The following is a 24,801-nucleotide window of genomic DNA, read 5'->3' as shown; positions in this document are numbered from 1 at the left end:
CTACTTCTCCAGAACATAGCTGCCCGGCGCGTCGCCGAGCGTCGGATAACCCTTGTCCGCTGCGCCCATGGATGGCGGGGGTACGGATGCGCCGGAACGTGTGCCGAGCCATTCGCCCCACGCCGTCCACCACGACCCCTCCTGTCGGGGTGCGCGCTCCCGCCATGCCGTCGGGTCGAGCGGTGGACCGTCCATCTCGCGCGTCAGCACCTGAAAGTGCCGGTTCTTGCGGCCGGGCTCGGATACGATACCGGCATTGTGGCCGCCGCTCGTCAGGACGAAGGTTGTTTCCGCGCCGGTGAGCATGTGGATCTTATGCACCGACTTCCATGGCGCCACGTGATCGCGTTCTGTGCCGACAACGAAGAGCGGTGCACGGATCGCCGCCAGCGCGATCGTGCGGCCATCGACTTCATACTTGCCCTCGGCCAAGTCGTCATTGAGGAACAGGCGGCTGAGATATTCGCTGTGCATGGCGTAAGGCATCCGGGTGCCATCCGCATTCCACGCCATCAGGTCGATCATCGGCTCACGCTCGCCCAGCAGATATGTCTGAAGGACGTGTGACCAGAGAAGGTCGTTGGAACGCAGCAGCTGAAACGCGCCGCCCATCTGGCTGCTGTCGAGGAAGCCGTGGCTCCACATCATGTTTTCCAGGATGTTGAGTTGCGCCTCGTCGATGAAGAGCCCGAGTTCGCCCGGCTCGCTGAATTCGGTCTGCGCGGCGAGGAGTGTCATGCTTGCCAGGCGGGTGTCGCCATCGCGGGCCATTGCCGCCGCGGTGATCGACAGGAGCGTGCCGCCAAGGCAATAACCGGCAGCATGGACCTTTGCGCTGCCGGTGATCGCCGTGATCGCATCCAGCGCGGCGATCGGCCCGAGGCGGCGATAATCATCAAGGTCGAGGTCGCGATCCTGCGTGCCGGGATTGTGCCACGAGATCATGAAGACAGTGTAGCCTTGCCCCGTCAGCCATCGAACCAGCGAGTTTCCGGGCGACAGATCCAGGATGTAGTATTTCATGATCCAGGCGGGCACGATCAAAACCGGCTCTGGCCGGACCGTCTCTGTGGTCGGTTCATACTGGATGAGTTCCATGAGCCGGTTGCGGAAGACGACCTTGCCCCTTGCCGTGGCGACATTCTCGCCGACGACAAAATCCTCCGTGCCGACCGGGCGCTCTCCGCGCGCCGTGCGTTGCACATCCTCAAAGAAATGACGCATGCCGTCGGCCAGGCACTGGCCGCCGGTTTCCACTATTCTTTGTTGTACCACCGGGTTCGTGGCGATGAAGTTTGTCGGCGCAAACATGTCGAGCATCTGGCGTGCCGTGAACTCCATAATGTCTTCATGATGCCTGCTGACCCCGCCGATCCCGGTGGTCGCGGCGTGCCACCATTGCTGATTGAGAAGGAAGGACTGGGCGAGCAGATTGAACGGTGGCTGTTTCCAGGCGGCATCCGCAAATCGCCGATCCTGCGGCAGCGGTTCGATGGCCGGAGCGGCATCGGGATCCTTGGCGCTGCGCGCGACGAAATCCAGCATGCGAAGATATTTGCGGGACAGTTTCGCGCCGAGTTGAAGCTGCTTCCCCGGAGAACGGGCAAGATGCATCGCCCAGTCAGAGGCGGCGAGCGCAAGTGTCGAGGGTGAAAGGCCGAAAGTCGCCTGAGCGACGGCCGACGCGGCGGCTCTGTCCAGCACATCGCAAATACTGTCCAGCGGATCGGGGCGCTCTTGCTCAGCGGGCATGTGGCACCTCCCCATAGATCATCGTCCGTTGCTGCCGTGCGCCAAGAAGTGTTGCGGGATCATCTTCGGATGAGGCGCGAAGGGCAGGCACACCGCTGGCGAGCAGATCCAGCGTAGCGTCAATGAACGCCGTCTTTTCCTCGGCTGTGTTCGACAGGCCGCCCTGCCGCAGGATGCGTCGCTGGGGGATCGTTACAAGCGCGTCAAACAGGAAGCCGGCAACGAAGTCGATTTGCTCCGGCGTCGCTTCCGACACCCCAGGGTCGCTCCGTAAAATGTTTTGAAACGCGCTGACCCAGTGGTCGATTACGCGCTGATATGTCCCGTCTTCCAGATCGGGTTCCAGGCGACGCAGTTCCTCCCTGAGCCCCATGAATGCCAGCGCTCTTGGTGTGGTGGTCGCCTCGACAAGAATGTTGGCAAGGAAGGCCATCTTTCTTCGAACATTCCCTTGCGGCAGTGGCGTGTCCACAAGAGCCGCAAAATAGCCTCTTTCCTGTTCGCGAATGGCCAAGAGCAAGCCGCGCTTCGACCCGAAGCGCTGATAGAGCGTACGTTTGCTGACCTGCGCCGCCGCAGCCACGGCATCCATGCTCGTTGCTTCGTAGCCGCGCAGGAAAAACTGCTGGGTCGCGACCTCCAGAATATGGGTGCCCAGCAATGTGGTGATGGAGCCGGGCGGCCGGCCAATTCTCGAGTGCGGTGCGGGTATCTGGGGCTGTCCCGGTATGGCTTTGCCCATTTCTTTTTCCTCGGTGCGCGAATGCAGAATCATAGGCTGGAATATGACCTGAAGCGATATATACACTTATACGTATACATACTGATTCCTGCGTGCCGATGGAAAGAGTGAAAGGCGATCATCCGAGCGACAAAGGAGCTGAGTTCTCGATGACTGGAATCGCGATCGTAACAGGCGGGACACGCGGCATAGGTGCCGCGGTCACGAAGGCCTTGAAAAAAGAAGGATATCAGGTCGCAGCCATCTATCACGGCAACGATGTGGCGGCTGAGCGCTTTGCTCGGGAAAATGCTGTGCCGATATTCAAATGGGATGTTTCGGACGAGGCGGCCTGCCTCGAGGGCACTGCGCGGGTTGAACAGGAACTCGGCCCTGTTTCCGTTCTTGTGAATAATGCAGGAATCACACGCGACGTGATGTTTCACAAGATGAAGTGGGAGGATTGGCGGGCCGTACTGTCCACCAATCTCGATTCCATGTTTGCGATGACGCGGCCTGTGATCGAGGGCATGCGCGAGCGGCGTTCCGGCCGCGTCATCAATATTTCGTCGATCAATGGCCAAAAGGGGCAGGTCGGGCAGGTCAACTACTCTTCCGCGAAGGCTGGCGTGATCGGCTTCACCAAGGCGCTGGCGCAGGAAAACGCCGCACGCGGCATCACGGTCAACGCAGTGTGCCCCGGTTATATCGACACTGATATGGTCGCTATGGTTCCGGATGAGGTCAAAGCGAAGATCGTGTCCACGATTCCGGTGGGTCGCCTTGGGGCGCCCGATGAAATCGCCTCTGCTGTGACCTGGTTGGTTTCTCCAATGGCCAGTTTTTGCACCGGATCGGTCCTTACCGTGAACGGTGGGCAATATATTGCCAATGGGTGATGCTGCGCTTTCACCTACCTTACGGGGGCATCAATCCCCGCGTCTCCACGTAACCTTGAACTGACCTGAAAGGATTTTTCAGATGAGCTATCCCTTCGATCAATGGACGACTGTTGCCGGTGCGAACCGGGACCTGCTTTTGAAATATGCCGAGATCATGCGGCATGCGGGCGAACGCCAGGCGAGCATCGCGACGCATACGCTTGCGATCCTGTCGCCCAAGAACGGCGAACAGGCGCAACCTGTGCATGCGCCGAACTTCTCCGGATTCTCGGAGATATGGCAGGAAATCGAACAAAACCGGCAAGCGACCATGGAAGAAACCAGGGCAGCCTTCAAAGCGTGGCAGGCGGACGTCGGCCATTGCTTTGAGGCCGACGCCGGCCGTCAACAGCTCGCTGCAGCCTTTGAGACATGGACATCATCCTTGTCGAAGTTGTGGCCCGGTGCTGCCGCAGGCGAGAAAGGCAAAGCCGAGAAAAAGCCGGCGTCCTGATGATTGCTTGAGTCAGAGTCATGGACCTCTCCTTCCATATTTCATGAGGGCTAGGAGGTGCGTGTGCAGGCTGGCTGGAACTTGATCGTGGCGTCAGAAAGGGACGATGTGCGGCACAAATTTGGTTTTGGAACAGGGGAGGCCCGAAGAGGGTGGCAAGCGTCACGGGCCGCCTGCGCGCTTGCTGTTTTCGGCTTTCTTTCGGGATGTTCATTCGCGCCGGACCATGTGCGACCGGCCCAGCCGGTCCCTGCTGTCTATAATGCGGAGACCGTACCCGGCAGGGCGATCGCATATTTGGGCTGGCGTGATTTTTTTCGCCATGCCGAGCTCCAGCATCTGATCGAGGAAGCGCTTGCGAACAATCGTGATGTCCGCATTGCGGCTACGCGGGTGGCGGAGGCACGCGCGGCCTGGCGTATCGAGGGGGCGTCCCTGTATCCTCAACTCGATGCTGTGGGAACGGGCACGCGGGGACGTACGCTGTTCAACCTGCCGACGGTCGGGGCCACACCGGTCGATGTGAAACAGATCAGCGCGCAGTTGAGCGCCAGCTGGGAAATCGACTTTTGGGGGCGTCTGCGGAATCTGCGCGATGCCGCGCGGTGGCAATATCTTGCCACGGAAGAAGCCCGCAGGGGTGTTGCTACCAGTCTGATCGCGCAGGTGGCCAATGGCTATCTGCTCGAGCGCGAATATGAGGAACGTGTCGCGCTCGCAAAGGATTCCATCGGAACACGCGAAGAGTCCCTGCGCATCATGCGCCGACGCTTTGACGTTGGTTCCGGTTCAAAGCTGGACATGATGCAGGCACAGATCCTGCTGGCACAGGCGCAGGCAACGTTGCAGGGGCTGGAGCAGGATCGCGTCGTCAATCGCAATGCCCTGGCGCTGTTGGTAGGACGGCCGGTGGACATTTCGCCGGGCAGACTTTCCCTTGCGGACGTGCCAGAAAACATGGTCCTGCCGGCCGGGTTGCCTTCGGATCTGCTGACCAATCGTCCGGACATTGTTGCCGCCGAGTATCAATTGCGCGCGGCCAACGCCAATATCGGCGCTGCCCGTGCTGCCTTTTTGCCCAACATCAGTCTGACGGGTGCCTATGGCACCATGAGCGACGAACTGGACGGACTGTTTTCAGCCGGAAGCAAGGCGTGGACCTTTGCACCGACCATAGCCCTGCCGCTCTTCAATGCCGGTCGACTGAAGGGCAATCTGGACGTGGCGAAGGCGCGGGAAGAACGCGCCGTCGCCGAGTATGAGCGTACGGTGCAGGCTGCGTTTCGTGACGTTTCCGACGCGCTGGTGCAGCGTCGGCAGTTGCAGCTTCAGATCGGTACGACACGCACGATGCTCGATGCGCAACGCGAACGCGCGCGGCTCGCGCTGCTCCGCTTTGACAATGGGCGATCGGCCTATCTGGAGGTTCTGGACGCGCAGCGCGATCTGTTCGACGCGGAACAGGCGCTCGTCCGGCTTCGGCGCGCCGAACTGGCGAGTATCGTCGCGCTCTATTCAGCGCTGGGCGGCGGTTTTGTCGCTGACCAGACTTTTGACAACGGCCCTCAGGGCAACACTGATGGGGGATCCAATCCATGACGCAGCCGACGAAGAAGACCTGGCTTATCAGGGGAGGGATCGTGGCAGCCGTGGCCGCAATAGGGCTTCTGCTCTGGTCGCTGCTGAAGCCGTCGGCGCTGCCGGAAGGCATCGTCGGCGGGAACGGGCGGATCGAGGCGCTGGAGATCGACATTGCCGCCAAAAGCCCGGGCCGCATTCGCGATATCGTCAAGGACGAGGGCGAACTGGTCAATGCGGGCGACGTGGTGGCGCATATGGATGTCGAGACGCTGAATGCGCAGTTGTCCGAAGCGCAGGCGCAACTGGCGCAGGCCCTGAACAATGTCCAGATCGCCGAAACGCAGGTCGGCCAGCGGCAAAGCGAGCATGCAGCCGCGGTGGCGACAGTCCGCCAGCGGGAAGCAGAGCTCAATGCCGCGCGTAAGCGCCTTGCCCGGTCCGAAACGCTGGCGCGTGAGGGCGCAACGCCGGCGCAGGAGCGCGACGACAATCAGGCGGCCGTCGAAGGGGCGGCGGCAACCGTCGAGGCGGCCAAAGCGCAACTGGCATCGACGCAGGCCGGAATCGCTGCGTCGCGCAGTCAGGTGATCGGCGCGCGCTCCAACGTCGATGCGGCGCGCGCGACGATCGTGCGGATAAAGGCAGACATCAACGATGCCGATCTGCGCGCGCCGCGCGGTGGCCGGATCCAGTATCGCGTGGCGCAGCCGGGCGAGGTTGTGGCCGGCGGCGGACGCGTGATGAACCTGGTCGACCTGTCGGATGTGTATATGACCTTCTTCCTGCCGGAAACGACCGCCGGGCGTGTCGGCATCGGTAGCGAGGTTCGTCTCGTGCTCGATGCCGCTCCACAATATGTCATTCCGGCGAAGATCAGTTTCGTCGCCGACGTTGCGCAGTTCACGCCCAAGTCGGTGGAAACGGAGAGCGAGCGCCAGAAGCTGATGTTCCGGGTGCGCGCAAAAATCGATCCCGCGCTTCTGCGCCGTCACATCGCGCAGGTGAAGACCGGGTTGCCAGGCATGGCCTATGTCCGTGTCGATCCCAACACGCCCTGGCCAGCCAGTCTTTCCAATCTTGTGAAGGAATAGGCCAGTGGCCTTGTCTGCGGAACGCCCGATGGTCGTTCGCCTTGCACAGGTGCGCCTGCGCTATGGCAAGGCGGAAGCGCTGCGCGGGATCGACCTGGATATAGAAGCCGGCCGAATGATCGGCGTCATCGGCCCCGATGGTGTGGGCAAGTCCAGCCTGTTCGCGCTGATCGCCGGCGCGCGCGCAGTGCAGGAGGGGACGGTCGAGGTTCTGGGCGGCAACATTGCCGACAGCGACCATCGGGATGCCGTCTGCCCGCGCATCGCCTATATGCCGCAGGGGCTGGGCAAGAACCTCTACCCCACGCTGTCGGTAGAAGAGAATCTGCAGTTCTTCGCGCGCCTCTTTGGCCACAGCGCAGAGGAACGCCGGCGACGCATCGACGATCTTACCCGGAGCACCGGCCTGTATTCCTTCCTGTCCCGCCCGGCGGGCAAGCTGTCAGGCGGGATGAAGCAGAAACTGGGGCTTTGCTGTGCGCTGATCCACGACCCAGACCTGTTGATCCTTGACGAGCCGACCACCGGTGTCGACCCGCTGGCGCGCGCGCAGTTCTGGGACCTGATCGCCCGTATCCGCAAGCAGCGCCCCGGCATGAGCGTGATCGTGGCGACCGCCTATATGGACGAGGCGCAGCGTTTCGACTGGCTCGTCGCGATGGACGATGGTGCAGTGCTGGCCACCGGCACACCCGCCGAAATCCTTGAACGTACGGGCTCCGACAATCTTGAGGCGGCGTTTGCTGAGTTGTTGCCCGAGGAAAAGAAGCGCGGGCACAAGCCGGTGATCATTCCGCCGCTCGACGTTGACGAGAATGACATCGCCATCGAAGCCCAGAATCTGTCGATGCGCTTCGGCGACTTTGTCGCGGTCGATCATGTCAGCTTCCGCATCCGGCGGGGCGAGATATTCGGCTTCCTTGGCTCCAACGGTTGCGGCAAGTCGACGACGATGAAGATGCTGACGGGCTTGTTGCCAGCCAGCGACGGGCAGGCCTGGCTGTTCGGCAACGTGGTTGATCCGCGTGACATGGCGACGCGCGGCAGGGTTGGCTATATGAGCCAGGCCTTCTCGCTCTACAGCGAGCTGTCGGTCCGGCAGAATCTTGAGCTGCATGCCCGGCTGTTCCATGTGGCTGCCGACGAAATACCGGGCCGGGTCGAAGAGATGGCGGCGCGGTTCGGGCTGGAGCCTGTGATGGACGATCTGCCCGAGCGCTTGCCGCTCGGTATCCGTCAGCGCCTTTCCCTGGCCGTCGCGATGGTTCACAAACCCGAGTTGCTGATCCTCGACGAGCCCACCTCCGGCGTCGATCCTGTTGCACGCGATGCGTTCTGGAGGCTGCTCGCCGAACTGTCGCGGCGCGACAAGGTGACGATCTTCATTTCCACCCACTTCATGAATGAAGCGGAACGGTGCGATCGCATGTCGATGATGCATGCGGGCAAGGTGCTGGACAGCGACGTTCCGGCGAAGCTTGTGGAAAAGCGGGGCGCAAAGACACTCGAAGAAGCGTTTATCGGCTATCTGATCGAGGCAACGGGCGAGAGCGAGGTCGAAGCGGAAGAGGTGACGCCGGATCAAGCCCGGGTCGTCCATGAGCCGCTTCCCGTGAAGCAAAGTTTCAGTCTCCAGCGCATGTTGAGCTATGTCTGGCGTGAGGTGCTCGAACTTCAGCGTGATCCCGTGCGGGGCACATTGGCGCTGGGCGGCACGGTCATATTGATGCTGGTGATGGGCTTCGGAATAACGCTGGACGTCAACGACCTGCGCTATGCCGTGCTCGACCGGGATCAGAGCAGTGTGAGCGAGCGCTACCAGCTCGACATTTCCGGATCACCCTATTTCACCCAACGACGTCCGATTACAGACTATGACGACCTCGATCGGCGGATGAAGAATGGCGAACTGGCGCTGGCCATAGAGATACCACCCAATTTTGGCCGCGATGTGCAACGCGGCCAGGATGTTGCCATCGGTGCATGGTTCGATGGCGCGATGCCGCAACGCGCGGAAACGGTGCAGGGGTATATCCAGGGCATGCACCAGCACTGGCTGGCCGACCAGATGCGTATGGCCGGCATTTCCGGGACAGCTGGATCCGTATCGGTTGAAAATCGCTTTCGTTACAATCCCAACGTCACCAGCCTGCCTGCGATGGTACCGGTCGTCATTCCGCTATTGCTGCTGATGCTGCCGGCCATGCTGACGGCTTTGGCGGTGGTGCGAGAGAAAGAGACCGGTTCCATCATCAATCTGTATGTCACGCCAGTGACGCGATCGGAATTCCTGCTTGGGAAGCAGCTCCCCTATATCGCGCTCGCCATGATCAATTTTGCGGTCATGTTCCTTATGGCGATCTTCCTGTTCAACGTGCCGCCGACCGGTAACGTGATGGCGCTTGTCACGGCGGCATTGCTATTCTGCGTGATATCGACGGGCATGGGGCTGTTGGCGTCGGCGGTTACGCAAAGCCAGATCGCAGCGATGTTCCTTGCCATGATGGGTACGCTGATTCCGACCATTACCTATGGTGGCATGCTTGATCCCGTATCCTCGCTCGAAGGCGGGGCTCGGATCATCGGCGAAATATATCCCTCGGGTCACATGTTCACGATCAGTCGAGGTATTTTCAACAAGGCGTTGGGTTTCGCCGACTTGCTCGGAGCCTTTTGGCCATTGCTGATTACCGGGCCTTTGATCATCGGCGTGGCTACTATGCTCCTTGCAAAGCAGGAGCGTTGATCATGCGCCGGAAGTTCGCGAATATCTATCGGCTGGGCGTCAAGGAGCTGTGGAGCCTGTGGCGGGATCCTACCATGCTGTTCCTTATCATCTTCATGTTCACTTTCGCAGTCTATTCGGCCGCTACAGCCTCTCCCGAAAGCCTGCACAGGGCATCGATCGCTATCGTGGATGAGGACAGTTCGCCGCTCTCCCAGCGGATCGCTTCGGCCTTTTACCCGCCGCAGTTCGTAAAGCCTGTCATGATCGCGCCAGCACAGATCGACCCCGGCATGGACGCGGGCGTCTACACTTTCGTGCTGCACATTCCATCGGGCTTCCAGCGCGACGTCCTGGCGGGGCGATCGGCCGAAATACAGTTGAACACGGACGCCACGCGGATGACGCAGGCCTTTTCCGGCAGCGGTTATATCCAGCAGATCGTGTTGAGCGAGGTTGAAGAATTCAGGACGCGGTATCGCGGAGAAAGTTCTTTGCCGGTACGTCTGGAACTGCGTGCCCGCTTCAATCCCACGCTGGATAAAAGCTGGTTCGGCGCGCTGTCCCAGATCATCAACCACATTGCGATGCTGTCGATCATCCTGACGGGTGCAGCACTGATCCGCGAACGGGAGCATGGCACGATCGAGCATTTGCTGGTCATGCCCGTGACGCCGTTTGAGATCATGCTCAGCAAGGTATGGTCGATGGGGCTGGTTGTGTTGCTGGCCGCTTTCATATCACTTCAACTGGTCGTCAGGGGCGCACTGGGCGTGCCGGTGGCCGGCTCTCAGCTGCTCTTCTTTGCGAGCGCTGCGCTGGTTCTGTTCGCGACGACATCACTCGGCATATTCATGGCGACGATCGCCCGGAACATGCCGCAATTCGGCATGCTGTCGGTTCTGGTACTGTTGCCGCTCCAGATGCTCTCGGGCGGTACGACCCCGCGCGAGAGCATGCCCGAATTCGTTCAGAACGTCATGCTCGTCGCGCCGACGACGCACTTCGTGCAACTGGGGCAGGCCATCCTGTTCCGTGGCGCAGGCATCGATGTCGTATGGCCGCAAATGCTGGCGGTCACCGCGATCGGCACCGTATTTTTCGTTATCGCGTTGAGGCGTTTCCGCAAGACCATCGCATCGATGGCCTGAAGCAGCAGCTAGACATCCAGCCGCTGCTTCACGTCCGTCAGGAAATCGACATGCGCATCGGCGGTTGTATAGCCCCGATACATCGTGCCGACGCTGGCATGCGTGCCGCCGGCGTCACGCCAGCGGCGCAGCGTGTCGAGTGTTTCCGGCACGTCGAGCCCGCGCCCGGTCTTGTCCTGCAGCACGAGGTGAAAACCGAAGCCGCCCACTGGTCGTTCGCTCTGCGCGAGCAATTCCTTGATGCGGGTGATGCCGGGAAGCGCACTTTCCTCCAAACCGGCCGCGAAGGGCTCTGTTGCAAAGATTGGCGGCAGTCAGAGGTAGGCTGTCGCTCTGCGCCGATCAGGCGGCTGCTGCGAAATGGTGGTTGAGCATGCCCATGGCCTCCGTCAGCGCCGAGGGCCCAATGCCAAAAGCTCTCTCCACAAGGCGCACCTCGCCCCTGATGCCGGGCTGCAGGCACCAGGGGCGAGCCTGTCCTTTGCGCAGGGCTCGCATGACTTCGAATCCCTTGATCGTGGCATAGGCCGTGGGGATCGATTTGAAACCGCGCACCGGCTTGATCAGTATCTTGAGCTTTCCGTGATCGGCCTCGATCACGTTATTGAGATACTTCACCTGCCGGTGGGCCGTCTCCCGGTCCAGCTTTCCTTCGCGCTTCAATTCGGTGATCGCTGCACCATAGCTCGGCGCTTTGTCGGTATTGAGCGTGGCAGGCTTTTCCCAGTGCTTCAGGCCTCGCAGGGCCTTGCCCAGGAACCGCTTCGCTGCCTTGGCGCTGCGGGTCGGCGACAGGTAGAAATCGATCGTGTCGCCCCGCTTGTCGACTGCCCGGTACAGGTAGGTCCACTTGCCCCGCACCTTGACGTAGGTTTCATCCAGGCGCCAGCTCGGATCAAAGCCACGCCGCCAGAACCAGCGCAGCCGCTTCTCCATCTCCGGGGCGTAGCACTGGACCCAGCGATAGATCGTCGTATGGTCGACCGAAATGCCGCGTTCCGCCAGCATTTCCTCAAGGTCGCGATAGCTGATCGGATAGCGACAATACCAGCGCACCGCCCACAGGATCACATCACCCTGGAAATGGCGCCACTTGAAATCCGTCATCGTTCCGTCCGTCCAATCTCCGCCAAGCATGCTCAAGCTTCACGATTTTTGCAACAGAGCCGTAGCGCTTATGTGGCGCCAAAATTTCATCCCCGCCAAACCGCATGAACGGTCATGTCATTGTTGTCGAGACGCAAAATTCTAGGGTGCGCCGCATGATGCCTAAGGGGCAGTGTCGCTGCTTTTCTCTCTCGATACGAGCTGACCACTGATGTGGGAGCGTCTGCTGATGGATCTTGAAAAGCCGGGCTGGCAGCAAAAAATGACAGAGGCCGGGATCGATGGGTGAGGGGCTGATAGGGTTCGGATCTGGCGATATGTATCCGGTCGCCCGCCCAAGATTAGGCCGTCACCACCCCCCGGCCACGGATTGGACGATGACGCCGGATGTCCGCGCGATCAGCACGAAATTGGTGCCCGCATAGCACCAGACATGTCCGGCCGGCGCCACGGCAAGGCCGAAGCCGGCGGGATTGAGGACCACATAGTTGCGCATCGAGACAGGCAAGGTGCCGCCCACCCGCCAGACAACGTTCACATAGCGTGGAGCCACGGGATAATAGCCAAAGCCAGGCGCGAAATAATAGCCATGGCGGGGGCCATGATAATAAGCGAAGGCGGGATGGCCGCGCCACCAGCCAGGGCGTCCACGGTCGACCACGACCGTGCGGTTTTGCACCATCCTTGGCGCAGAGATGATGGTCGTATGACGCACGGCCTGTGCTTTGACCGGCGTGCCCGTTGCCGTGGTGATGGCGATGAGGAGAAGAAGGCCGGTGCTCGCCTGGACGGAACCTATGCGGAATTTGGGCAGGGTGATAACAAGGCGGCGGGATGAATGGAACATGATCGAACTCCATGTGATGGGAGCCCGTTATCGCGCCATTCTGCATCAACTGATCGGGGCTTGTGTATCAATCCGTGTCGGCCCTGCGGAGCGACAATATCGCGCGAAACCCACCCTCGCGACGATTCTCCAGCATGAGGTCACCACGATAGCGCTGGGTCAGTGCCTGCACGATCGACAGGCCCAGACCGACGCCGCCGGTCTGCCTGGCCCGTGAACTCTCGACCCGTTCAAACGGTTCGGTCAGGCGCTGCAAGCTGCCGTGCGGTACGCCGGGACCATCATCCTCGACCAGGATACGGATATGGGACGCGTCGCTCTCCACCCGAATGCGTGCCAGGCCACCACCATAGCGGACCGCATTATCGAGCAGGTTGGCCAGCATGCGCTGCAACGAGATGTGGGAAACATGGGCATGGAGCGGGTGCGGCAAGGGTGCGATGTCGATCAGCTGGTCGCGCTGGGACCGTTCTGCAGCGACGAGCGCCAATTCGGCGCGAACATCACAGACCGCCATGTCCAGATCGGTCGCGGCGGACTCGCGCGCGAAGGTCAGGGTGTCGCTCAGCAGGGCACGCATTTCCTCGATATCCTGTTGCGCCAGCAGGCGCTGATCCTCATCCTCGATAAACTCGCTGCGCAGATCCATCCGGGTCAGATAGGTGCGATAATCATGAGCGATGGCGGCGAGCATGCGGGTTCGCTCGTCGAGCAGCGCGCGCAGGTGCTGGCGCAACTGGCTGAAGCTTTCGCCCAGTTCGATGATTTCCCGTGGTCCTCCCGGCTTCAACTGGTCGAGCCGGTCGTCGCGCACTGCGCGAGCCAACCGCCCGACCGGGCGCGTGGTCTGCGAGGCGAGCCAGAGGATGACGACGATGTCCACGATCGCCACCGTGAGCAGGAAGAGCATCAGATTGTTGACGATCTTGGTGAGGGGCGCGGCGACCATCTGCTCGACCCGGATGGCGTTGCCCTCCGCCAATGCGACCGATACCCGCACCGGGCTCAGGGTGACGGCTGGCCGCATGTCGATATTGGCGGGGCCAATATCGCCCTGTGTCTCGATCCTGAAGGGGCGGCCGCCCAGGGCCTGCCGGTAGCGGGCCAGGGTCGTCGGGGTGGCCGATGCCGGATTTTCAGCTGGCAGTGCCTTGAGCAGGGTGACGCGCAGGGTCGCATCGGAAAAGGCGCGGACAAGGTCGGCATGGGTGTTGGGCGGCGTCCGCTCGAAGGCCGTTACAATGAGGGCAACCTTCTCCGGAACGGGAACCCGGTAAAGCGGTGCGATCTTGCGCATGTCCGTCTGCTGCAGGAACAGAAGGATCACCGCGATCATCGCCAGAAGATGCAACAGGACGATCAGTCCGATGCGGTCCCGCAGCCGCAGCGGACGCAATTTCAGCATCGCGTCACCGCCGGCGCGAACAGATAGCCATCGCCGCGTACCGTGCGGATCATCGCCGGCTCGCGTGGATCATCGCCCAGTTTGCGTCGCAACCGGCTCATCTGCACATCAATGACGCGATCGACCGGGCTGGCATGGCCGCCGCGCGTCCAGTCGATCAGCAACTCGCGCGAGAGGATGCGTCGGGGATGGAGGACAAGCGCATGCAGCAGGTCGAATTCGCTTGTCGTAAGGCCGACCGGTTCGCCTGCCGGGTTGGTGAGGTCGCGGGCGCCAAGGCGCAGCAACCAGCCTTCGAAGCGGAAATTGTCGCCGCTTTCTTCGGCGGAGGCGGTCGCGATGTCTCGGGTACGCCGGATGATCGACCGTAGCCGTGCCAGCAATTCGCGCTTGTTGAACGGCTTGGCCAGATAGTCGTCCGCGCCGATCTCCAGGCCGATGATCCGGTCGATCGGATCATCCTTGGCAGTGACGATCAGGATCGGCAGGCGCGGCCAGCGCGCGCGCAGACGCTGGCATATCTCCAGCCCGTCCTCGCCCGGCAGCATCAGGTCGAGGATCAGGCAATCGAGCCGTTCCAGCACGCCGTCCGCCTCCAGTCCGGCCGAGCCTTCAAAGGCCAGCACGTCGAAGCCCTCGCGGGTCAGCAACAGCTTTACCAGGTCGCGGATGCCGGGGTCATCCTCGACGATCGCGACCATGCCATTGGACGCCTGGGGCGGGGCCATCATCTCGTTCCTTTCGTCATCAGCATATGGCTGCGATCAGGGCGTCCCCGGAAACAGCCACACTGCGGCCGGGGACGATCGATCACTTGCCATATTTTGCAGCGGCAGCGCGCAATTCTTCCGGGGTCAGTTTACCGTCCCGGTCGGCGTCGATCATCGAGAAGCCACGCTCGCGGCGGCCGGCGGCCTTCCATTCTTCCAGCGACAGGGCGCCATCCTGATTTGTATCCGCCTTGGCAAAGATGTCCCTGGCCCTGGCGGACGCATCCTGCGCCATGGCGGTCGGGCCCTGGGTTGCGGCCAAGGCCACCAGCGTCAGCGCGATCGTCGGATATTTCATGTCATTCTCCTTGGTCAGGCCCGAAATGAGCATGGGTCATATAGCGGCCCCACAGGCGCCATGTCCGATGGCTGGATGAAGACAAGTTACAGTTTGTAACAGCGGCGCGCGATGCGGTGGGGGCTGCAAATATTCGATACATTCTGCGGCAAGGCCGTTCATGCGGATGCCCGACATGTTCCTTCCCGCGCGGCTTTCGCTGATACGGAGAAGGAGAATGCACCATGAACAAGCGCCAATTCGCCATTGCCTTCCTTTCGACGCTGGCTGCCGCCGGCACGATATCGACGGCCGAAGCCCGCAGCCGATCTTTCCAGTACAGCCATAGCCGCAGCGTTCAGGGGCCGAACGGGCGCGGATTCCATCATGACTATAACGCCTCGCGCGGTGGCGGGCAGGCCGCCATGAGCCGGAATATCCAGACCAATGACGGACGCGGCCTCAGCAGCCAGCGCGGCTATCAGGTGCAGGATGGCCAGTTCCACGGTGCGACCAGCCATGTGACCAACAGCGGCAAGAGTTGGGGACGCTCGACCAGTGCCGTTGCCAACGGCGATGGCACCGCAACCTATCAGCGCGACATCACTGGTCCCAATGGCGGTTCGGCCTCTCGCTCGGGGACCATCGGCGGCGGACCGCGCTGAACATGCTGAACCATGGCGCATCCCGCTCGGCATCGATGCGTCATGGTTCAGGCAGGCTGTTACATGATGTTACATAGCCCCCATCGAGCTGTTGCAGATCGCCTCCATTTCCAAGCCCTTGCACGAACCGGCCTGCTTTTGCGGCCTTTCTCCACGGGGATGGAATGGCACGTTTTGCCCATGTCGCACCGATCGCGGTGCTGTTGCTCGCTGCCTGCAACACGGAGCCGCCCGCCCAGGATGAACGGCGCGCGGTGACGGTGCAGCGCGTCGACGCTGGCCGCGCAAGCGAGGTGAGTTATGCCGGGGAAATCCGGTCTGCCTTCGAAAGCCAGATCGGCTTCGAGGTGGCGGGCCGCATCGTAGAGCGCAGCGTCGATCCGGGCAGCCATGTCCGCGCAGGCCAGATGCTGCTGCGGCTGGACAATGCCGATTATGCGCGCGCGCTGGACAGCGCCGTGGCGCAAAGCGGTTCGGCCCGGACCGCCGCCGCAGTGCAGCAGGCCGATCTGGCACGATCGCGCGCCTTGTTGCAGCAAGGCTTCATCTCGCCGGCGGAATTCGATCAGCAAAAGGCCGCAGCAGTCCAGGCGCAGGCGCAGTTGCGGGCTGCGGCCGCCCAGCGCGGTACGGCATCCGCCCAATTGGGTCGCACCCTTCTGGTTGCGCCGCGTTCGGGCGTGATCACGCAGATCCAGGCCGAGGTCGGTCAGGTGGTGGGCGCCGGGCAGGCGGTGGTCACGCTCGCCGATCCCGCGCACCCGGAAATCGCCGTTGCGCTGCCCGAAGGCAGTCTGGAGCGGATCAGGGGGGCGTCGCGCTTCAGCGTCGCCCTGTGGAGCAGCCCCGACCGGCGTTACACGGCGACATTGCGCAGCATCGCCGGCGCAGCCGATCCCACGACACGCACATTCGCAGCCCGCTTTGCCATTGCCGCACCAAGCCAAGCGCTGCGGATGGGAGAGACCGCCGAATTGCGGGTTGAAGATCCAACGGCAAAGGCCGCCGTCCGGGTGCCGCTGACGGCCGTGCTTCAGGCAAATGGACAGGCACAGGTCTGGATTCTGGATCGGCGGACGATGACGGTGCAACCGCGCGCCGTGCAGATCGCAAGCGCGCAGGGCGACATGCTGACCATCCTATCGGGGCTGAGGCCCGGCGAGACGATCGTCACCGCCGGCGTCCATCTGCTCCGCGCGGGCGAGACGGTGCGCGTCGTTCAGGTGCCGCAATCATGAGTGCGGACCAGAAGGGCATGAACCTGTCGCGCTGGGCGTTGTCGCATCAGCAGATGGTCGGCTTCCTGCTGGTGCTGGCGGCGGTCGCAGGCCTGTTTTCCTACATGGCATTGGGCCGCAAGGAAGATCCCGAATTCACCGTCAAGACGATGATGATCAGCGTCGGCTGGCCCGGTGCCACCGCCGAACAGATGTCGGAGCAGGTCATCAAGCCGATCGAGACGGTGCTGACCGAAAATATCCCCGAGATCGACTATGTGAAGAGCAAGGCCAGGCCGGGTCAGGCGACGCTGAATGTGACGCTGATCTCGACCGCCAGGAGCAGCGCGGTTCCCGGCATCTGGTACACGGTCCGCAAGACCGTGACCGACCATCGCGGCGATTTGCCCGACGCTGTGATCGGGCCGTCCTTCAACGACGAGTTCGGGACCACCTATGGCAATATCTATGCGATCACCGGCGACGGATTTTCCTATCCGGTGCTCAAACGTTATGCCGAAACCCTGCGCGACCGCATCCACATGCTGCCCGATGTCGCCAAGACACAGATCATCGGTGCGCAGGATGAAGCCATTTATGTGACCTATGACAGCGCCCGGCTCGCCATGTCGGGCATTTCCGCGCAGGCGATAGCCGACGCGCTCGACACGACCAATGGCATTGCCGCATCGGGCATCGTGGAGGCCGGTGCCGAACGGGTGCGGATGCAGGTGACGGGCGCCTTCGGATCGGTCGAGGCGATCGGCGCGACGCCGATCGTCGCCAATGGCAAGCGCATCCGGCTCGACGCGATCGCGACGGTCGAGCGCAGGCCGGTCGACCCCGCCACCTTCAAGATGCGTTTTGGCGCTCGGGATGCGGTGGGTGTCGGCATCAGCCTGCGATCGGACGGCGATGTCGCCCGCCTGGGGGGCGATCTCAAGCATGTCGTCGCCACTCTCCAGTCCGAGATGCCGGTCGGCGTCGAGATTCACACGGTGTCCGACCAGACCCATGTGGTGGACGAATCCGTCGGTGAATTCACGACCTCGCTGGTCGAGGCGATCGTCATCGTGCTGGCCGTCAACTTCCTGTCGCTGGGCTGGCGTCCCGGCATCGTCGTCGCCCTGTGCATCCCGCTGGTGCTGGCAATGACCTTTGTCTCGATGCTCTATCTGGACATCGACCTGCAGCGCATCTCGCTCGGCGCGCTGATCATTGCGTTGGGCCTGCTGGTCGACGATGCGATCATCGTGGTCGAGGCGGTTGCGACCCATTTGGAGGCGGGGTGGACCCGCACCAGAGCTGCGATCAGCGCCTATGGCGTGACAGCCGTGCCGATGCTGGTCGGCACGCTGATTACCGTTGCGGGCTTCCTGCCGATCGCCATGTCCAAGGCGACGGCCAGCGAATATGTGATCTCGCTGTTCCAGGTGATCGCCATCTCGCTGATCCTTTCATGGATCGTCGCGGTCATCTTCACGCCCTTCATCGCCTATCATCTGCTGCCGCAGCGGGCCGATGCGCGCGACGATGCGGGTGAGCCCGAGGAGCAATATGAGGGCCGTTTCTACGGCTGGTTCCGGCGACTGCTCGACCGATGCCTGGAACGGCGCAAGGCGGTGGTGGGTCTGGCGCTGACCATGTTCATCGCGTCGATGCTGCTGTTCCAGATCGGCGTGCCACGCCAGTTCTTTCCCGCGTCCGACCGGCCCGAACTGGTGGTCGACCTGCAATTGTCGCAAAATGCCAGCTTCGCCCAGACCCAGGCCGTGGCGGCGCGGATGGAGAGGCTGCTGGCGACCGACAAGCGGATATTGTCCGTCACATCCTATGTCGGGGGTGGATCGCCGCGCTTTTACCTCCCCCTCAACGTCCAGACACCGGACATCACGCTGGCCGAACTGGTCCTGCAGACGCGGGATGAAGAGGCGCGCGAAGCGGTGATCGGCCATATTCAGGGCCTGTTCGCCACCCATTTCCCAGAGGCGCGGGGGCGGGTCAGCCGTCTGGAAAATGGCCCATCCGTCGGTCAGCCTTTGCAATATCGCGTGGCGGGACCGGCACTGGCGCAGATTATTCCCGTGGCGGACAAGCTGGAGGCCCTGATCCGGGCGGACAGCCATGCGCGCGACGTGAACAGTGATCGGGGCGAACCGTTGAAGGCCATCCGCGTCGATCTGGACCAGGACAAGGTCCGGGCATTGGGCCTGTCGACACAGGCGGTCCAGCAATCGTTGCAGACGGCGATCGGCGGTGCAGGGACGACCAGCTTCCGCGATCGCGACCTGGCGCTGGACGTGGTTCTTCGCCTGAATGAAGCCGAACGCACGGATCTTGGCCGGATCGCCAATCTGCCGATCCAGACGCCCAATGGCGCCGTCCCGCTATCGCAGCTCGGCCATGTGTCCGCGGGCAGCGAGCCGGCTGTCCTCTACCAGCGCAATCGGCAGCCCACGATCACCATCGCCGCCGATGTCGAGGGCGAGCAGGCGAGCGACCTCGCAAAGCGGATAGAGCCGCAGATCGCCGCGATGCGCCGCGCGCTTCCGCCCGCCGCATCGATCGTCAAGGGTGGATCGGACGAGCAGAGCAGCATCAACCAGAAGGCGACACTGGCGGCGGTGCCATTCGCCATCTTCGTGATCGTCATCCTGCTGATGCTCCAGTTGCAGAATGTGAAGCGCATGCTGGTCGTGCTGGCGACCGGGCCACTGGCGCTGATCGGCGTAGCCCTGATCATGGCGCTGTTCCGCATTCCCTTTGGCTTCGTCGCGATGCTGGGGTCGCTGGCGCTGTTCGGCATGGTGCTGCGCAACTCGGTCATCCTGATCGCGCAGATCGACACGCTGTCGGCGCATGGTCTGCCGATGCGGCAAGCCGTGCGCGAGGCGGCCGTCCATCGGCTGCGGCCGATCATGTTGACGGCGCTGGCCGCCATCCTGGCCATGATCCCGCTAACCCAGTCAACCTTCTGGGGGCCAATGGCCTGGGCGATCATGGGCGGCCTGATGGTCGCCACCATCCTGACCCTCATCGTCCTGCCTGCACTTTACGAACTGGTATTCGATCGACCGCAGCGCTGTGCCAGCAACCCGGAGATTCCCGCATGAAGCATCTTCTTTTCCTCGGGGCCGCGATCATGGTCGTGCCGTCGGCCCATGCGACCGACCTTGTCGACGCATGGCAGGCCGCCGCCACCCACGACCCTGATCATCTGGCGGCCCAGGCCCAACGCGATGCAGGGGGCGAGTCGGCCGTGCAGGCGCGGGCGCTCCAGCGTCCGAGCGTTCAGTTCCAGGGCGGCTATCAATATAATGTCACCGAAACCAACGCCCGCCTGCCGGAGGATCTGGAGCCGGTCTTCACCGGCAGCCGGTCCGGTGGTCGTGCCAGCATTGCGGTGCAGGCCGTCCAGCCCCTCTATGATGCATCGAAACAGGCTCAGGCGGTTCAGCTGCGCGAAAAGGCGGCTGGCGCCGATGTGCAATTTGCAGCCGAACAGCAGCAGCTGATCCTCCGCGTCGGTCAGGCTTATTTCAAGCTGCTGGCAGCGCAGGACAGGCTTGCCTCCTATCAGGCCCAGGTCGCTGCAGCCGATCAGCAACGGCGCGGCGCACAGGCGCGTTTCGATGCCGGTCGGGCGCGCATAACCGACGTCCGCGAGGCGGAAGCGCGGCGCGATGCGAGCGAAGCGCAGCGCATCGGCGCGGAAGCCGAACTCGCCTATGCACGCGCCGATTTCGCGGAGCTGACCGGCCTGCCGACGGAAGGTCTGGAGCGGCCGGCTGACGGGTTCCAGGCGCCTCCGCCGCCTGCCGGGCTGGAGGAATATATCGAGCAGGCGGAACGCCGATCACCGCTGGTCCAGGCGGCGGTGCATCAGGCCAGGGCCGCGGGCGCCGAGATCGACCGCTACGGTCTTGCCGGGCGCCCCGTGGTCGAAGGCGTTGCAGGCTATCAGGGGCAATATCGCCTGGGTGGCGACAGTGGCAATGGCATCGTGCCTGACCGTCTCCAATCGGCATCGGCGGGGCTGCGTATAACCATCCCGCTTTATGCCGGCGGTGCGATCGCGTCGAAGGAACGGGAGGCCCGCGCCAACGCCAGCAAGGCCGCGCGCGATCTGGATGGCGCCCGGCGCGATGCGCGGCTGCAGACGCAGCAGGCCTGGTATGGGGTATCGACTGGTGCGCGTCGGGTCGCGGCGCTGGATACCGCGCAGCGCTCGGCTGGCCTGCAGCAGGTGGCTGCCAATACCGGTCGCGAAGTCGGTATCCGGACCCAGGACGATGTGCTCAATGCGCAGAATCAGAGCTTTTCCACGGATCGTGACCGGCGGCAGGCAATCTATGATTATCTGACGGCCCGGCTCCAATTGGCAGCCGCAACGGGCGATCTGAACGGCGAGGCGCTGGCCGGCATCAGCGCCATGCTGCAATGAGCGCCGGCCGCTATTCAGGCGTTGGCCGGGCTGATCGATGGGGCGGGACTGGCGATATTACGGCCGGCGCCTGCGTCGATCGCCATGGCGATCATGATGGTGAACGATCGGACTGCATGGTCAAATGCCCTGGCGAGCGCCGCGCTACATTGATGGACGAGTGCATGCTCCCGCCCCTCGACGAGGTCGAGCAGCCGCCACTCATCCTCCGACAGGATGGTGCCTTCACCAGAACGGAAGGGATGCCCCAGAAGCAATTCGGAAAGGCGCATCAGGCTGTCGCAGGCGGGGGCAAGCTGTTCGCAGCCCAAGCGCGCCAGTTGCCGGTGCAGACAGGGCTGGACCGGCAGGCGCAGGTGCCGGGCACGATGCCATTGGCGCGCGCCGATCATCAGTATCTGCTGCTCGACGCTGAAGGATGATGGCGCCGTCATGCGCCCTGCTTGTTGCGTAATGTCTTGCGGCCGGCAGCGCCGGTGACACTCGGACACTGCCATTTGATCGAGCACCGATATCCGCTCGATGGCATATGCAGCGCCGCCGCCTGACCGGTCGGGTGGCCGATGAGGCGGGACAGGGGGAAATAGCTCATTGGCGGTGCTGCTCGCTTTGCGCCATCAGGGGATTGAGGCGATGTTGGCTCAGAAACTGGTAAAGCGCGCAGAGCAGCGCCTGGGCGATGGGCACCGGCATGCCGCCCCTGCCGACGACGACCCGTTCAAGGACCGGATCAGGCCGGGCATGATCGGCCCTCGGATTTTCCAATGTGATCGTCACGATGCCGTTGATCAGGGACAGGCCGGACAAACCGCCGGCCAGGAGTTCCGGTGCGAACATATTGTCGATCAGGGGTGCGTCGGGCACGGGCGGCTGGATCGGGGGATGCATTTTCATGATGTTGCCTTCCGGGGAGCATTATGTCGTGTTCCGTTCTGGTCGGACGGCCAGGTCCAGCCGGATGCGCGGTAAAGGAGACGGGTCTGCTTGATGATGGCGGCAGCCGATCGCTTCGCGCCCCTGTCCAGGCCACTGCGGCTTTCCATCAGCAGGCCGAGGCCGCCGCCGATGGCGAGGCGTGACAATTCACCGGTCGCCATCGCCACGCCACCCGGCAGGATCACGCCAGGTTTGCGCCCGTCCTTGGCGGAAGCGGAAAAGGTCATGGCGGCGCCCGCCTGTCCCGCAACTTCGAATGAGGCCTTGGTCAGTAGCGCGGACCGGCCCGCGCCGAAGCCGATCAGCAAGCGTTCGGCCTGACTGCCGCGATCGGCGCGAATGATCCGGACCCGGACCATCGCGTCACCGGCAGATGGCGCGCCGCTACTGGCAACAGACGCGAAAAGCCCCGCATGGCGATAGGCCTCGATCAGACAGGCCTGCAGCCTAAGGGCTGCTTTCGCGGCATCGGGATCGGCCTGATATCCTGCGCCAGCGCAACATGAACGGCCAAGGCGCCAGGCGCTGGGCGCTGATGTACGGCGGTCATGCGGACGTCGCGAACGGCCACGCTTGCGCATCCCGAGAGCAGGAACAACATCCCGCCCAGCGCAAGCCGAGGGCGTAGGCCGCTGGCCGAACGCCGCGTTGAAGCCAGGCGCGTCATCGGCCGCCTCGGTCCGTTGGCATGTCCGTGGCAGGTGCGGACTGGGGGGCGATCACGTCGGCCCTTGTGGTTGCGGGAAGATCGGCCGCCGGCGCCATGCCGGCCTGGGCCAGATAAAAACCGAACAGATAGGGCCTGCCATCGAAGCGGATGCTGACCCGGATGTCGGCCGGGCCGGCGGCCCGATGCCCCAGCGGCAGGATCACCATGCCGCCAAAGCTGCTGTCGGGGTCAATCGTGGTCGTCTGCAACACCTGTGTGCCCAGTTGCGCCAGCGTATAGTCCAGCTTCCGATCGATGCCTTTGATCACCATGGCGCCACCGGCGACCGCCGCCGTCGCACCGATCACGCCCGGCATATCATCATGCCAGTGGATCGCCTGTGTATAGCTGCCCCGTGGTCCGCGAACATGGCGATAATAGGTGCCTTCGTTCGACGCCGTCGACGCGACACCCGCCAGGACGCCGGCGAACAGCGCCGTTCCGATCTTGGCATTGCGGGCCTTGCGCTCTGCCTCCTCCGCCAGTTGCGCATGGCTGGGCAGCGGGACGGGAATGCCGTTCACCGTCGCGCTGATATTCTCGATACCCAGATTGGCCGGACCTGGACCATGGTTGAAGACGGCCAGGGAGAAGGCGACCTGGCCCTTCTCGACCGGCAGGGGACGAATTTCAACGGTAGCGGTCGGCGATCGAAGCGAGATGGTTGCGCTGCCATGATCATAGCGGGCGGTTTCAGCACCGAGATGTCGCGGATAAAGGACCAGGGGTGGGGTAGCGCCTGCCATGGCTGGAACGCCGGCGAGCAGCATCGCCGCCGCTGCAAGAGGGCGATAGGGCATGATGGGGCCTTTCAGGAAAGGGCGACGCGATGCGGACACAGGGTCTGGGGTCCGCATCGCGTCGGCGCAGGTCGCCCAGGGGGAGGAGCAAGCAACGACGACCCACGCAAGAGCATTGCACGACAAGGGAGGCGACCGGTCAGGTCGCGGATGCGTCAACCGCTGTCATGGCTGCTGAACTGCATAACCGCCTCCTCAATGTCTGAGGCGGTTATCGCGTGATCGCGCAACAGGAGTTGGTGGCGTTTGTAAATCTTTGTGACATTTAGCTTGCTCGCCGTGCCGCAGATCATTCCAGTAATGATGTCGTGATGTCACGGATCGCTACATTCCATTGCGCATCACTCTCTTAGGTTTCGTGGACAAAGGTTGACAGCAGGATCGGGCGTTGATTCAAGGCTGCCTTTTGGAGGTGGCGTTGGGCGAGCGTATTGGGCTGACGGAGGACGAGTGGGGGATCATCGGCACATTACTGCCATCTGAGCGTGGTCGTGGCTGTCGTCCAGCACAGGACAACCGGCTGTATTTCGAAGGCATGATGTGGATCGCCCGCACAGGTTCGCAATGGCGCCACTTGCCGGATGAATATGGCAAGTGGAACAGCGTTTTCCGCCGCTACCGGCGCTGGGTTACGACCGGGGTGTTCGAGGCGATGCTCGAGACACTGGGCGAAATGGTGGCTCGTGATGCCACTGCGGACATGATCGACAGCACCGTGGTCCGAGCACATCATTGTGCCGTCGGCATAAAAAAGGGACTCAGGAAACCGAGGCGCTTGGCCGATCGCGAGGCGGATTCAGCACAAAGCTCCACGCCCGCTGCGATGCCAAAGGCCGACCGCTCGGCTTTGTCCTGACGCCGGGCCAGAGCCACGATATCCAAGGCTTTGGCCCGCTGTTCCGTTTGATTGCTCATAAGATCGAGGCATTGTTGGCGGACAAGGGCTACGATGCAGATGCCATCCGCGAGGAATTGGCCAATGCTGACGTTGAGGCTGTCATTCCCGCCAAAAGCAATCGGCGCGATCCAATCCCACACGATCGCGAAAAATACCGTTGGCGCAATCTTGTCGAACGCCTCTTCAACAAACTCAAGAACTGGCGGCGTATCGCAACTCGATACGACAAAACCAAAGAGTCCTACCTCGGCTTCGTCAATCTCGTCTCAGCCCTGCAATGGATACCCTTTGTCCACGAAACCTAGTTCAA

At 62.6% G+C, this 24,801-nt stretch carries 23 protein-coding genes and 1 pseudogene; 11 read left to right on the top strand and 13 right to left on the bottom strand.

What is annotated here, in order from left to right:
* Together ACI6S0_RS23675 and ACI6S0_RS23670 are read right to left on the bottom strand one after the other, a co-directional pair.
* Entirely contained in the window at nucleotides 1-1,752 is a 1,752-nt protein-coding gene (locus ACI6S0_RS23675) for a PHA/PHB synthase family protein (protein ID WP_122129145.1), read from the bottom strand.
* Entirely contained in the window at nucleotides 1,742-2,527 is a 786-nt protein-coding gene (locus tag ACI6S0_RS23670; RefSeq protein WP_122129144.1) for a TetR/AcrR family transcriptional regulator, read from the bottom strand. Before ACI6S0_RS23670 ends, ACI6S0_RS23675 begins: the two co-directional genes overlap by 11 nt.
* Before the next feature lie 116 nt (nucleotides 2,528-2,643).
* Between ACI6S0_RS23670 and phbB the strand changes: the two genes are divergently transcribed.
* From phbB to ACI6S0_RS23640, 6 genes are all read left to right on the top strand, one after another.
* Nucleotides 2,644-3,372: an acetoacetyl-CoA reductase gene (gene phbB, locus ACI6S0_RS23665; RefSeq protein ID WP_122129143.1), complete on the top strand. Its 729-nt coding sequence runs from the start codon at nucleotides 2,644-2,646 to the stop codon at nucleotides 3,370-3,372.
* An 82-nt stretch (nucleotides 3,373-3,454) separates the two neighbouring features.
* Nucleotides 3,455-3,868, top strand: coding sequence for a hypothetical protein (locus ACI6S0_RS23660; RefSeq protein WP_122129142.1), 414 nt, complete (start codon nucleotides 3,455-3,457; stop codon nucleotides 3,866-3,868).
* 57 nt (nucleotides 3,869-3,925) lie between these two features.
* Nucleotides 3,926-5,467, top strand: coding sequence for an efflux transporter outer membrane subunit (locus ACI6S0_RS23655; RefSeq protein WP_337587054.1), 1,542 nt, complete (start codon nucleotides 3,926-3,928; stop codon nucleotides 5,465-5,467).
* Complete coding sequence (locus ACI6S0_RS23650) at nucleotides 5,464-6,540, top strand: HlyD family secretion protein (protein ID WP_122129141.1); 1,077 nt, start codon at nucleotides 5,464-5,466, stop codon at nucleotides 6,538-6,540. Before ACI6S0_RS23655 ends, ACI6S0_RS23650 begins: the two co-directional genes overlap by 4 nt.
* A gap of 28 nt (nucleotides 6,541-6,568) precedes the next feature.
* Nucleotides 6,569-9,286: a ribosome-associated ATPase/putative transporter RbbA gene (gene rbbA, locus ACI6S0_RS23645; RefSeq protein WP_122129140.1), complete on the top strand. Its 2,718-nt coding sequence runs from the start codon at nucleotides 6,569-6,571 to the stop codon at nucleotides 9,284-9,286.
* Between the two features lie 2 nt (nucleotides 9,287-9,288).
* Nucleotides 9,289-10,416, top strand: coding sequence for an ABC transporter permease (locus tag ACI6S0_RS23640; RefSeq protein WP_207080806.1), 1,128 nt, complete (start codon nucleotides 9,289-9,291; stop codon nucleotides 10,414-10,416).
* Between the two features lie 8 nt (nucleotides 10,417-10,424).
* Here the strand turns inward: ACI6S0_RS23640 and ACI6S0_RS23635 are convergent, their stop codons facing one another.
* The 6 genes from ACI6S0_RS23635 to ACI6S0_RS23610 all read right to left on the bottom strand — a co-directional run bounded on the left by ACI6S0_RS23635 (nucleotide 10,425) and on the right by ACI6S0_RS23610 (nucleotide 14,843).
* Nucleotides 10,425-10,691, bottom strand: coding sequence for a hypothetical protein (locus ACI6S0_RS23635; RefSeq protein WP_163000182.1), 267 nt, complete (start codon nucleotides 10,689-10,691; stop codon nucleotides 10,425-10,427).
* Between the two features lie 67 nt (nucleotides 10,692-10,758).
* Nucleotides 10,759-11,523, bottom strand: a complete 765-nt coding sequence (locus ACI6S0_RS23630) for an IS6-like element IS6100 family transposase (protein ID WP_001389365.1) — start codon at nucleotides 11,521-11,523, stop codon at nucleotides 10,759-10,761.
* Nucleotides 11,524-11,872: 349 nt separating this feature from the next.
* The gene (locus tag ACI6S0_RS23625; RefSeq protein WP_122129138.1) at nucleotides 11,873-12,370 is read right to left on the bottom strand and encodes an RcnB family protein; all 498 of its coding nucleotides are present in this window, start codon (nucleotides 12,368-12,370) and stop codon (nucleotides 11,873-11,875) included.
* A 67-nt stretch (nucleotides 12,371-12,437) separates the two neighbouring features.
* Entirely contained in the window at nucleotides 12,438-13,775 is a 1,338-nt protein-coding gene (locus ACI6S0_RS23620; protein ID WP_122129137.1) for an ATP-binding protein, read from the bottom strand.
* Nucleotides 13,769-14,506, bottom strand: a complete 738-nt coding sequence (locus tag ACI6S0_RS23615; protein ID WP_234791896.1) for a response regulator — start codon at nucleotides 14,504-14,506, stop codon at nucleotides 13,769-13,771. The genes ACI6S0_RS23620 and ACI6S0_RS23615 overlap by 7 nt, the downstream gene beginning before the upstream one ends.
* A gap of 79 nt (nucleotides 14,507-14,585) precedes the next feature.
* The gene (locus ACI6S0_RS23610) at nucleotides 14,586-14,843 is read right to left on the bottom strand and encodes an EF-hand domain-containing protein (RefSeq protein ID WP_122129198.1); all 258 of its coding nucleotides are present in this window, start codon (nucleotides 14,841-14,843) and stop codon (nucleotides 14,586-14,588) included.
* 224 nt (nucleotides 14,844-15,067) lie between these two features.
* Between ACI6S0_RS23610 and ACI6S0_RS23605 the strand changes: the two genes are divergently transcribed.
* The 4 genes from ACI6S0_RS23605 (at nucleotide 15,068) to ACI6S0_RS23590 (ending at nucleotide 21,148) form a co-directional block, all read left to right on the top strand.
* Complete coding sequence (locus tag ACI6S0_RS23605) at nucleotides 15,068-15,487, top strand: hypothetical protein (protein ID WP_122129136.1); 420 nt, start codon at nucleotides 15,068-15,070, stop codon at nucleotides 15,485-15,487.
* A gap of 164 nt (nucleotides 15,488-15,651) precedes the next feature.
* Complete coding sequence (locus tag ACI6S0_RS23600) at nucleotides 15,652-16,725, top strand: efflux RND transporter periplasmic adaptor subunit (protein WP_122129135.1); 1,074 nt, start codon at nucleotides 15,652-15,654, stop codon at nucleotides 16,723-16,725.
* Nucleotides 16,722-19,817: an efflux RND transporter permease subunit gene (locus ACI6S0_RS23595; protein ID WP_122129134.1), complete on the top strand. Its 3,096-nt coding sequence runs from the start codon at nucleotides 16,722-16,724 to the stop codon at nucleotides 19,815-19,817. The genes ACI6S0_RS23600 and ACI6S0_RS23595 overlap by 4 nt, the downstream gene beginning before the upstream one ends.
* Nucleotides 19,814-21,148: a TolC family outer membrane protein gene (locus ACI6S0_RS23590; RefSeq protein ID WP_122129133.1), complete on the top strand. Its 1,335-nt coding sequence runs from the start codon at nucleotides 19,814-19,816 to the stop codon at nucleotides 21,146-21,148. The genes ACI6S0_RS23595 and ACI6S0_RS23590 overlap by 4 nt, the downstream gene beginning before the upstream one ends.
* A 14-nt stretch (nucleotides 21,149-21,162) precedes the next feature.
* Here ACI6S0_RS23590 and ACI6S0_RS23585 read toward each other — a convergent pair whose 3' ends face one another.
* The 5 genes from ACI6S0_RS23585 to ACI6S0_RS23565 form a co-directional block, all read right to left on the bottom strand.
* Nucleotides 21,163-21,582 (bottom strand): hypothetical protein, encoded by a 420-nt coding sequence (locus tag ACI6S0_RS23585; protein ID WP_122129132.1) that lies wholly within the window; start codon nucleotides 21,580-21,582, stop codon nucleotides 21,163-21,165.
* A complete protein-coding gene (locus ACI6S0_RS23580) occupies nucleotides 21,579-21,740 on the bottom strand; it encodes a hypothetical protein (RefSeq protein WP_163000181.1) in 162 nt (53 codons plus the stop codon). The genes ACI6S0_RS23585 and ACI6S0_RS23580 overlap by 4 nt, the downstream gene beginning before the upstream one ends.
* A complete protein-coding gene (locus ACI6S0_RS23575) occupies nucleotides 21,737-22,042 on the bottom strand; it encodes a hypothetical protein (protein ID WP_122129131.1) in 306 nt (101 codons plus the stop codon). Before ACI6S0_RS23575 ends, ACI6S0_RS23580 begins: the two co-directional genes overlap by 4 nt.
* Complete coding sequence (locus tag ACI6S0_RS23570) at nucleotides 22,039-22,665, bottom strand: DUF4410 domain-containing protein (RefSeq protein WP_122129130.1); 627 nt, start codon at nucleotides 22,663-22,665, stop codon at nucleotides 22,039-22,041. Before ACI6S0_RS23570 ends, ACI6S0_RS23575 begins: the two co-directional genes overlap by 4 nt.
* 82 nt (nucleotides 22,666-22,747) lie before the next feature.
* Complete coding sequence (locus ACI6S0_RS23565; protein WP_037523047.1) at nucleotides 22,748-23,593, bottom strand: hypothetical protein; 846 nt, start codon at nucleotides 23,591-23,593, stop codon at nucleotides 22,748-22,750.
* A 412-nt stretch (nucleotides 23,594-24,005) separates the two neighbouring features.
* Here ACI6S0_RS23565 and ACI6S0_RS23560 point away from each other — a divergent pair.
* Nucleotides 24,006-24,796 (top strand): annotated as a pseudogene (locus ACI6S0_RS23560) (IS5 family transposase).
* The last annotated feature ends 5 nt before the right edge of the window (nucleotides 24,797-24,801 follow it).

This window comes from Sphingobium sp. DN12 (genome assembly GCF_051058005.1).
Taxonomy (GTDB): domain Bacteria; phylum Pseudomonadota; class Alphaproteobacteria; order Sphingomonadales; family Sphingomonadaceae; genus Sphingobium; species Sphingobium yanoikuyae.
Note: the sequence above shows the minus strand (reverse complement) of the source record. Positions and strands in the feature narration are given on the sequence as shown.

Coding starts and splice junctions, on each gene's coding strand:
- ACI6S0_RS23660 (WP_122129142.1), top strand. CDS start 3,455: ATGAGCTATCCCTTCGATCAATGGACGACTGTTGCCGGTGCGAACCGG.
- ACI6S0_RS23600 (WP_122129135.1), top strand. CDS start 15,652: ATGGCACGTTTTGCCCATGTCGCACCGATCGCGGTGCTGTTGCTCGCT.
- ACI6S0_RS23630 (WP_001389365.1), bottom strand. CDS start 11,523: ATGACGGATTTCAAGTGGCGCCATTTCCAGGGTGATGTGATCCTGTGG.
- rbbA (WP_122129140.1), top strand. CDS start 6,569: ATGGTCGTTCGCCTTGCACAGGTGCGCCTGCGCTATGGCAAGGCGGAA.
- ACI6S0_RS23610 (WP_122129198.1), bottom strand. CDS start 14,843: ATGAAATATCCGACGATCGCGCTGACGCTGGTGGCCTTGGCCGCAACC.
- ACI6S0_RS23620 (WP_122129137.1), bottom strand. CDS start 13,775: ATGCTGAAATTGCGTCCGCTGCGGCTGCGGGACCGCATCGGACTGATC.
- ACI6S0_RS23575 (WP_122129131.1), bottom strand. CDS start 22,042: ATGAAAATGCATCCCCCGATCCAGCCGCCCGTGCCCGACGCACCCCTG.
- ACI6S0_RS23590 (WP_122129133.1), top strand. CDS start 19,814: ATGAAGCATCTTCTTTTCCTCGGGGCCGCGATCATGGTCGTGCCGTCG.
- ACI6S0_RS23585 (WP_122129132.1), bottom strand. CDS start 21,582: ATGACGGCGCCATCATCCTTCAGCGTCGAGCAGCAGATACTGATGATC.
- ACI6S0_RS23625 (WP_122129138.1), bottom strand. CDS start 12,370: ATGTTCCATTCATCCCGCCGCCTTGTTATCACCCTGCCCAAATTCCGC.
- ACI6S0_RS23675 (WP_122129145.1), bottom strand. CDS start 1,752: ATGCCCGCTGAGCAAGAGCGCCCCGATCCGCTGGACAGTATTTGCGAT.
- ACI6S0_RS23580 (WP_163000181.1), bottom strand. CDS start 21,740: ATGAGCTATTTCCCCCTGTCCCGCCTCATCGGCCACCCGACCGGTCAG.
- phbB (WP_122129143.1), top strand. CDS start 2,644: ATGACTGGAATCGCGATCGTAACAGGCGGGACACGCGGCATAGGTGCC.
- ACI6S0_RS23565 (WP_037523047.1), bottom strand. CDS start 23,593: ATGCCCTATCGCCCTCTTGCAGCGGCGGCGATGCTGCTCGCCGGCGTT.
- ACI6S0_RS23595 (WP_122129134.1), top strand. CDS start 16,722: ATGAGTGCGGACCAGAAGGGCATGAACCTGTCGCGCTGGGCGTTGTCG.
- ACI6S0_RS23650 (WP_122129141.1), top strand. CDS start 5,464: ATGACGCAGCCGACGAAGAAGACCTGGCTTATCAGGGGAGGGATCGTG.
- ACI6S0_RS23640 (WP_207080806.1), top strand. CDS start 9,289: ATGCGCCGGAAGTTCGCGAATATCTATCGGCTGGGCGTCAAGGAGCTG.
- ACI6S0_RS23615 (WP_234791896.1), bottom strand. CDS start 14,506: ATGATGGCCCCGCCCCAGGCGTCCAATGGCATGGTCGCGATCGTCGAG.
- ACI6S0_RS23605 (WP_122129136.1), top strand. CDS start 15,068: ATGAACAAGCGCCAATTCGCCATTGCCTTCCTTTCGACGCTGGCTGCC.
- ACI6S0_RS23670 (WP_122129144.1), bottom strand. CDS start 2,527: ATGATTCTGCATTCGCGCACCGAGGAAAAAGAAATGGGCAAAGCCATA.
- ACI6S0_RS23570 (WP_122129130.1), bottom strand. CDS start 22,665: ATGCGCAAGCGTGGCCGTTCGCGACGTCCGCATGACCGCCGTACATCA.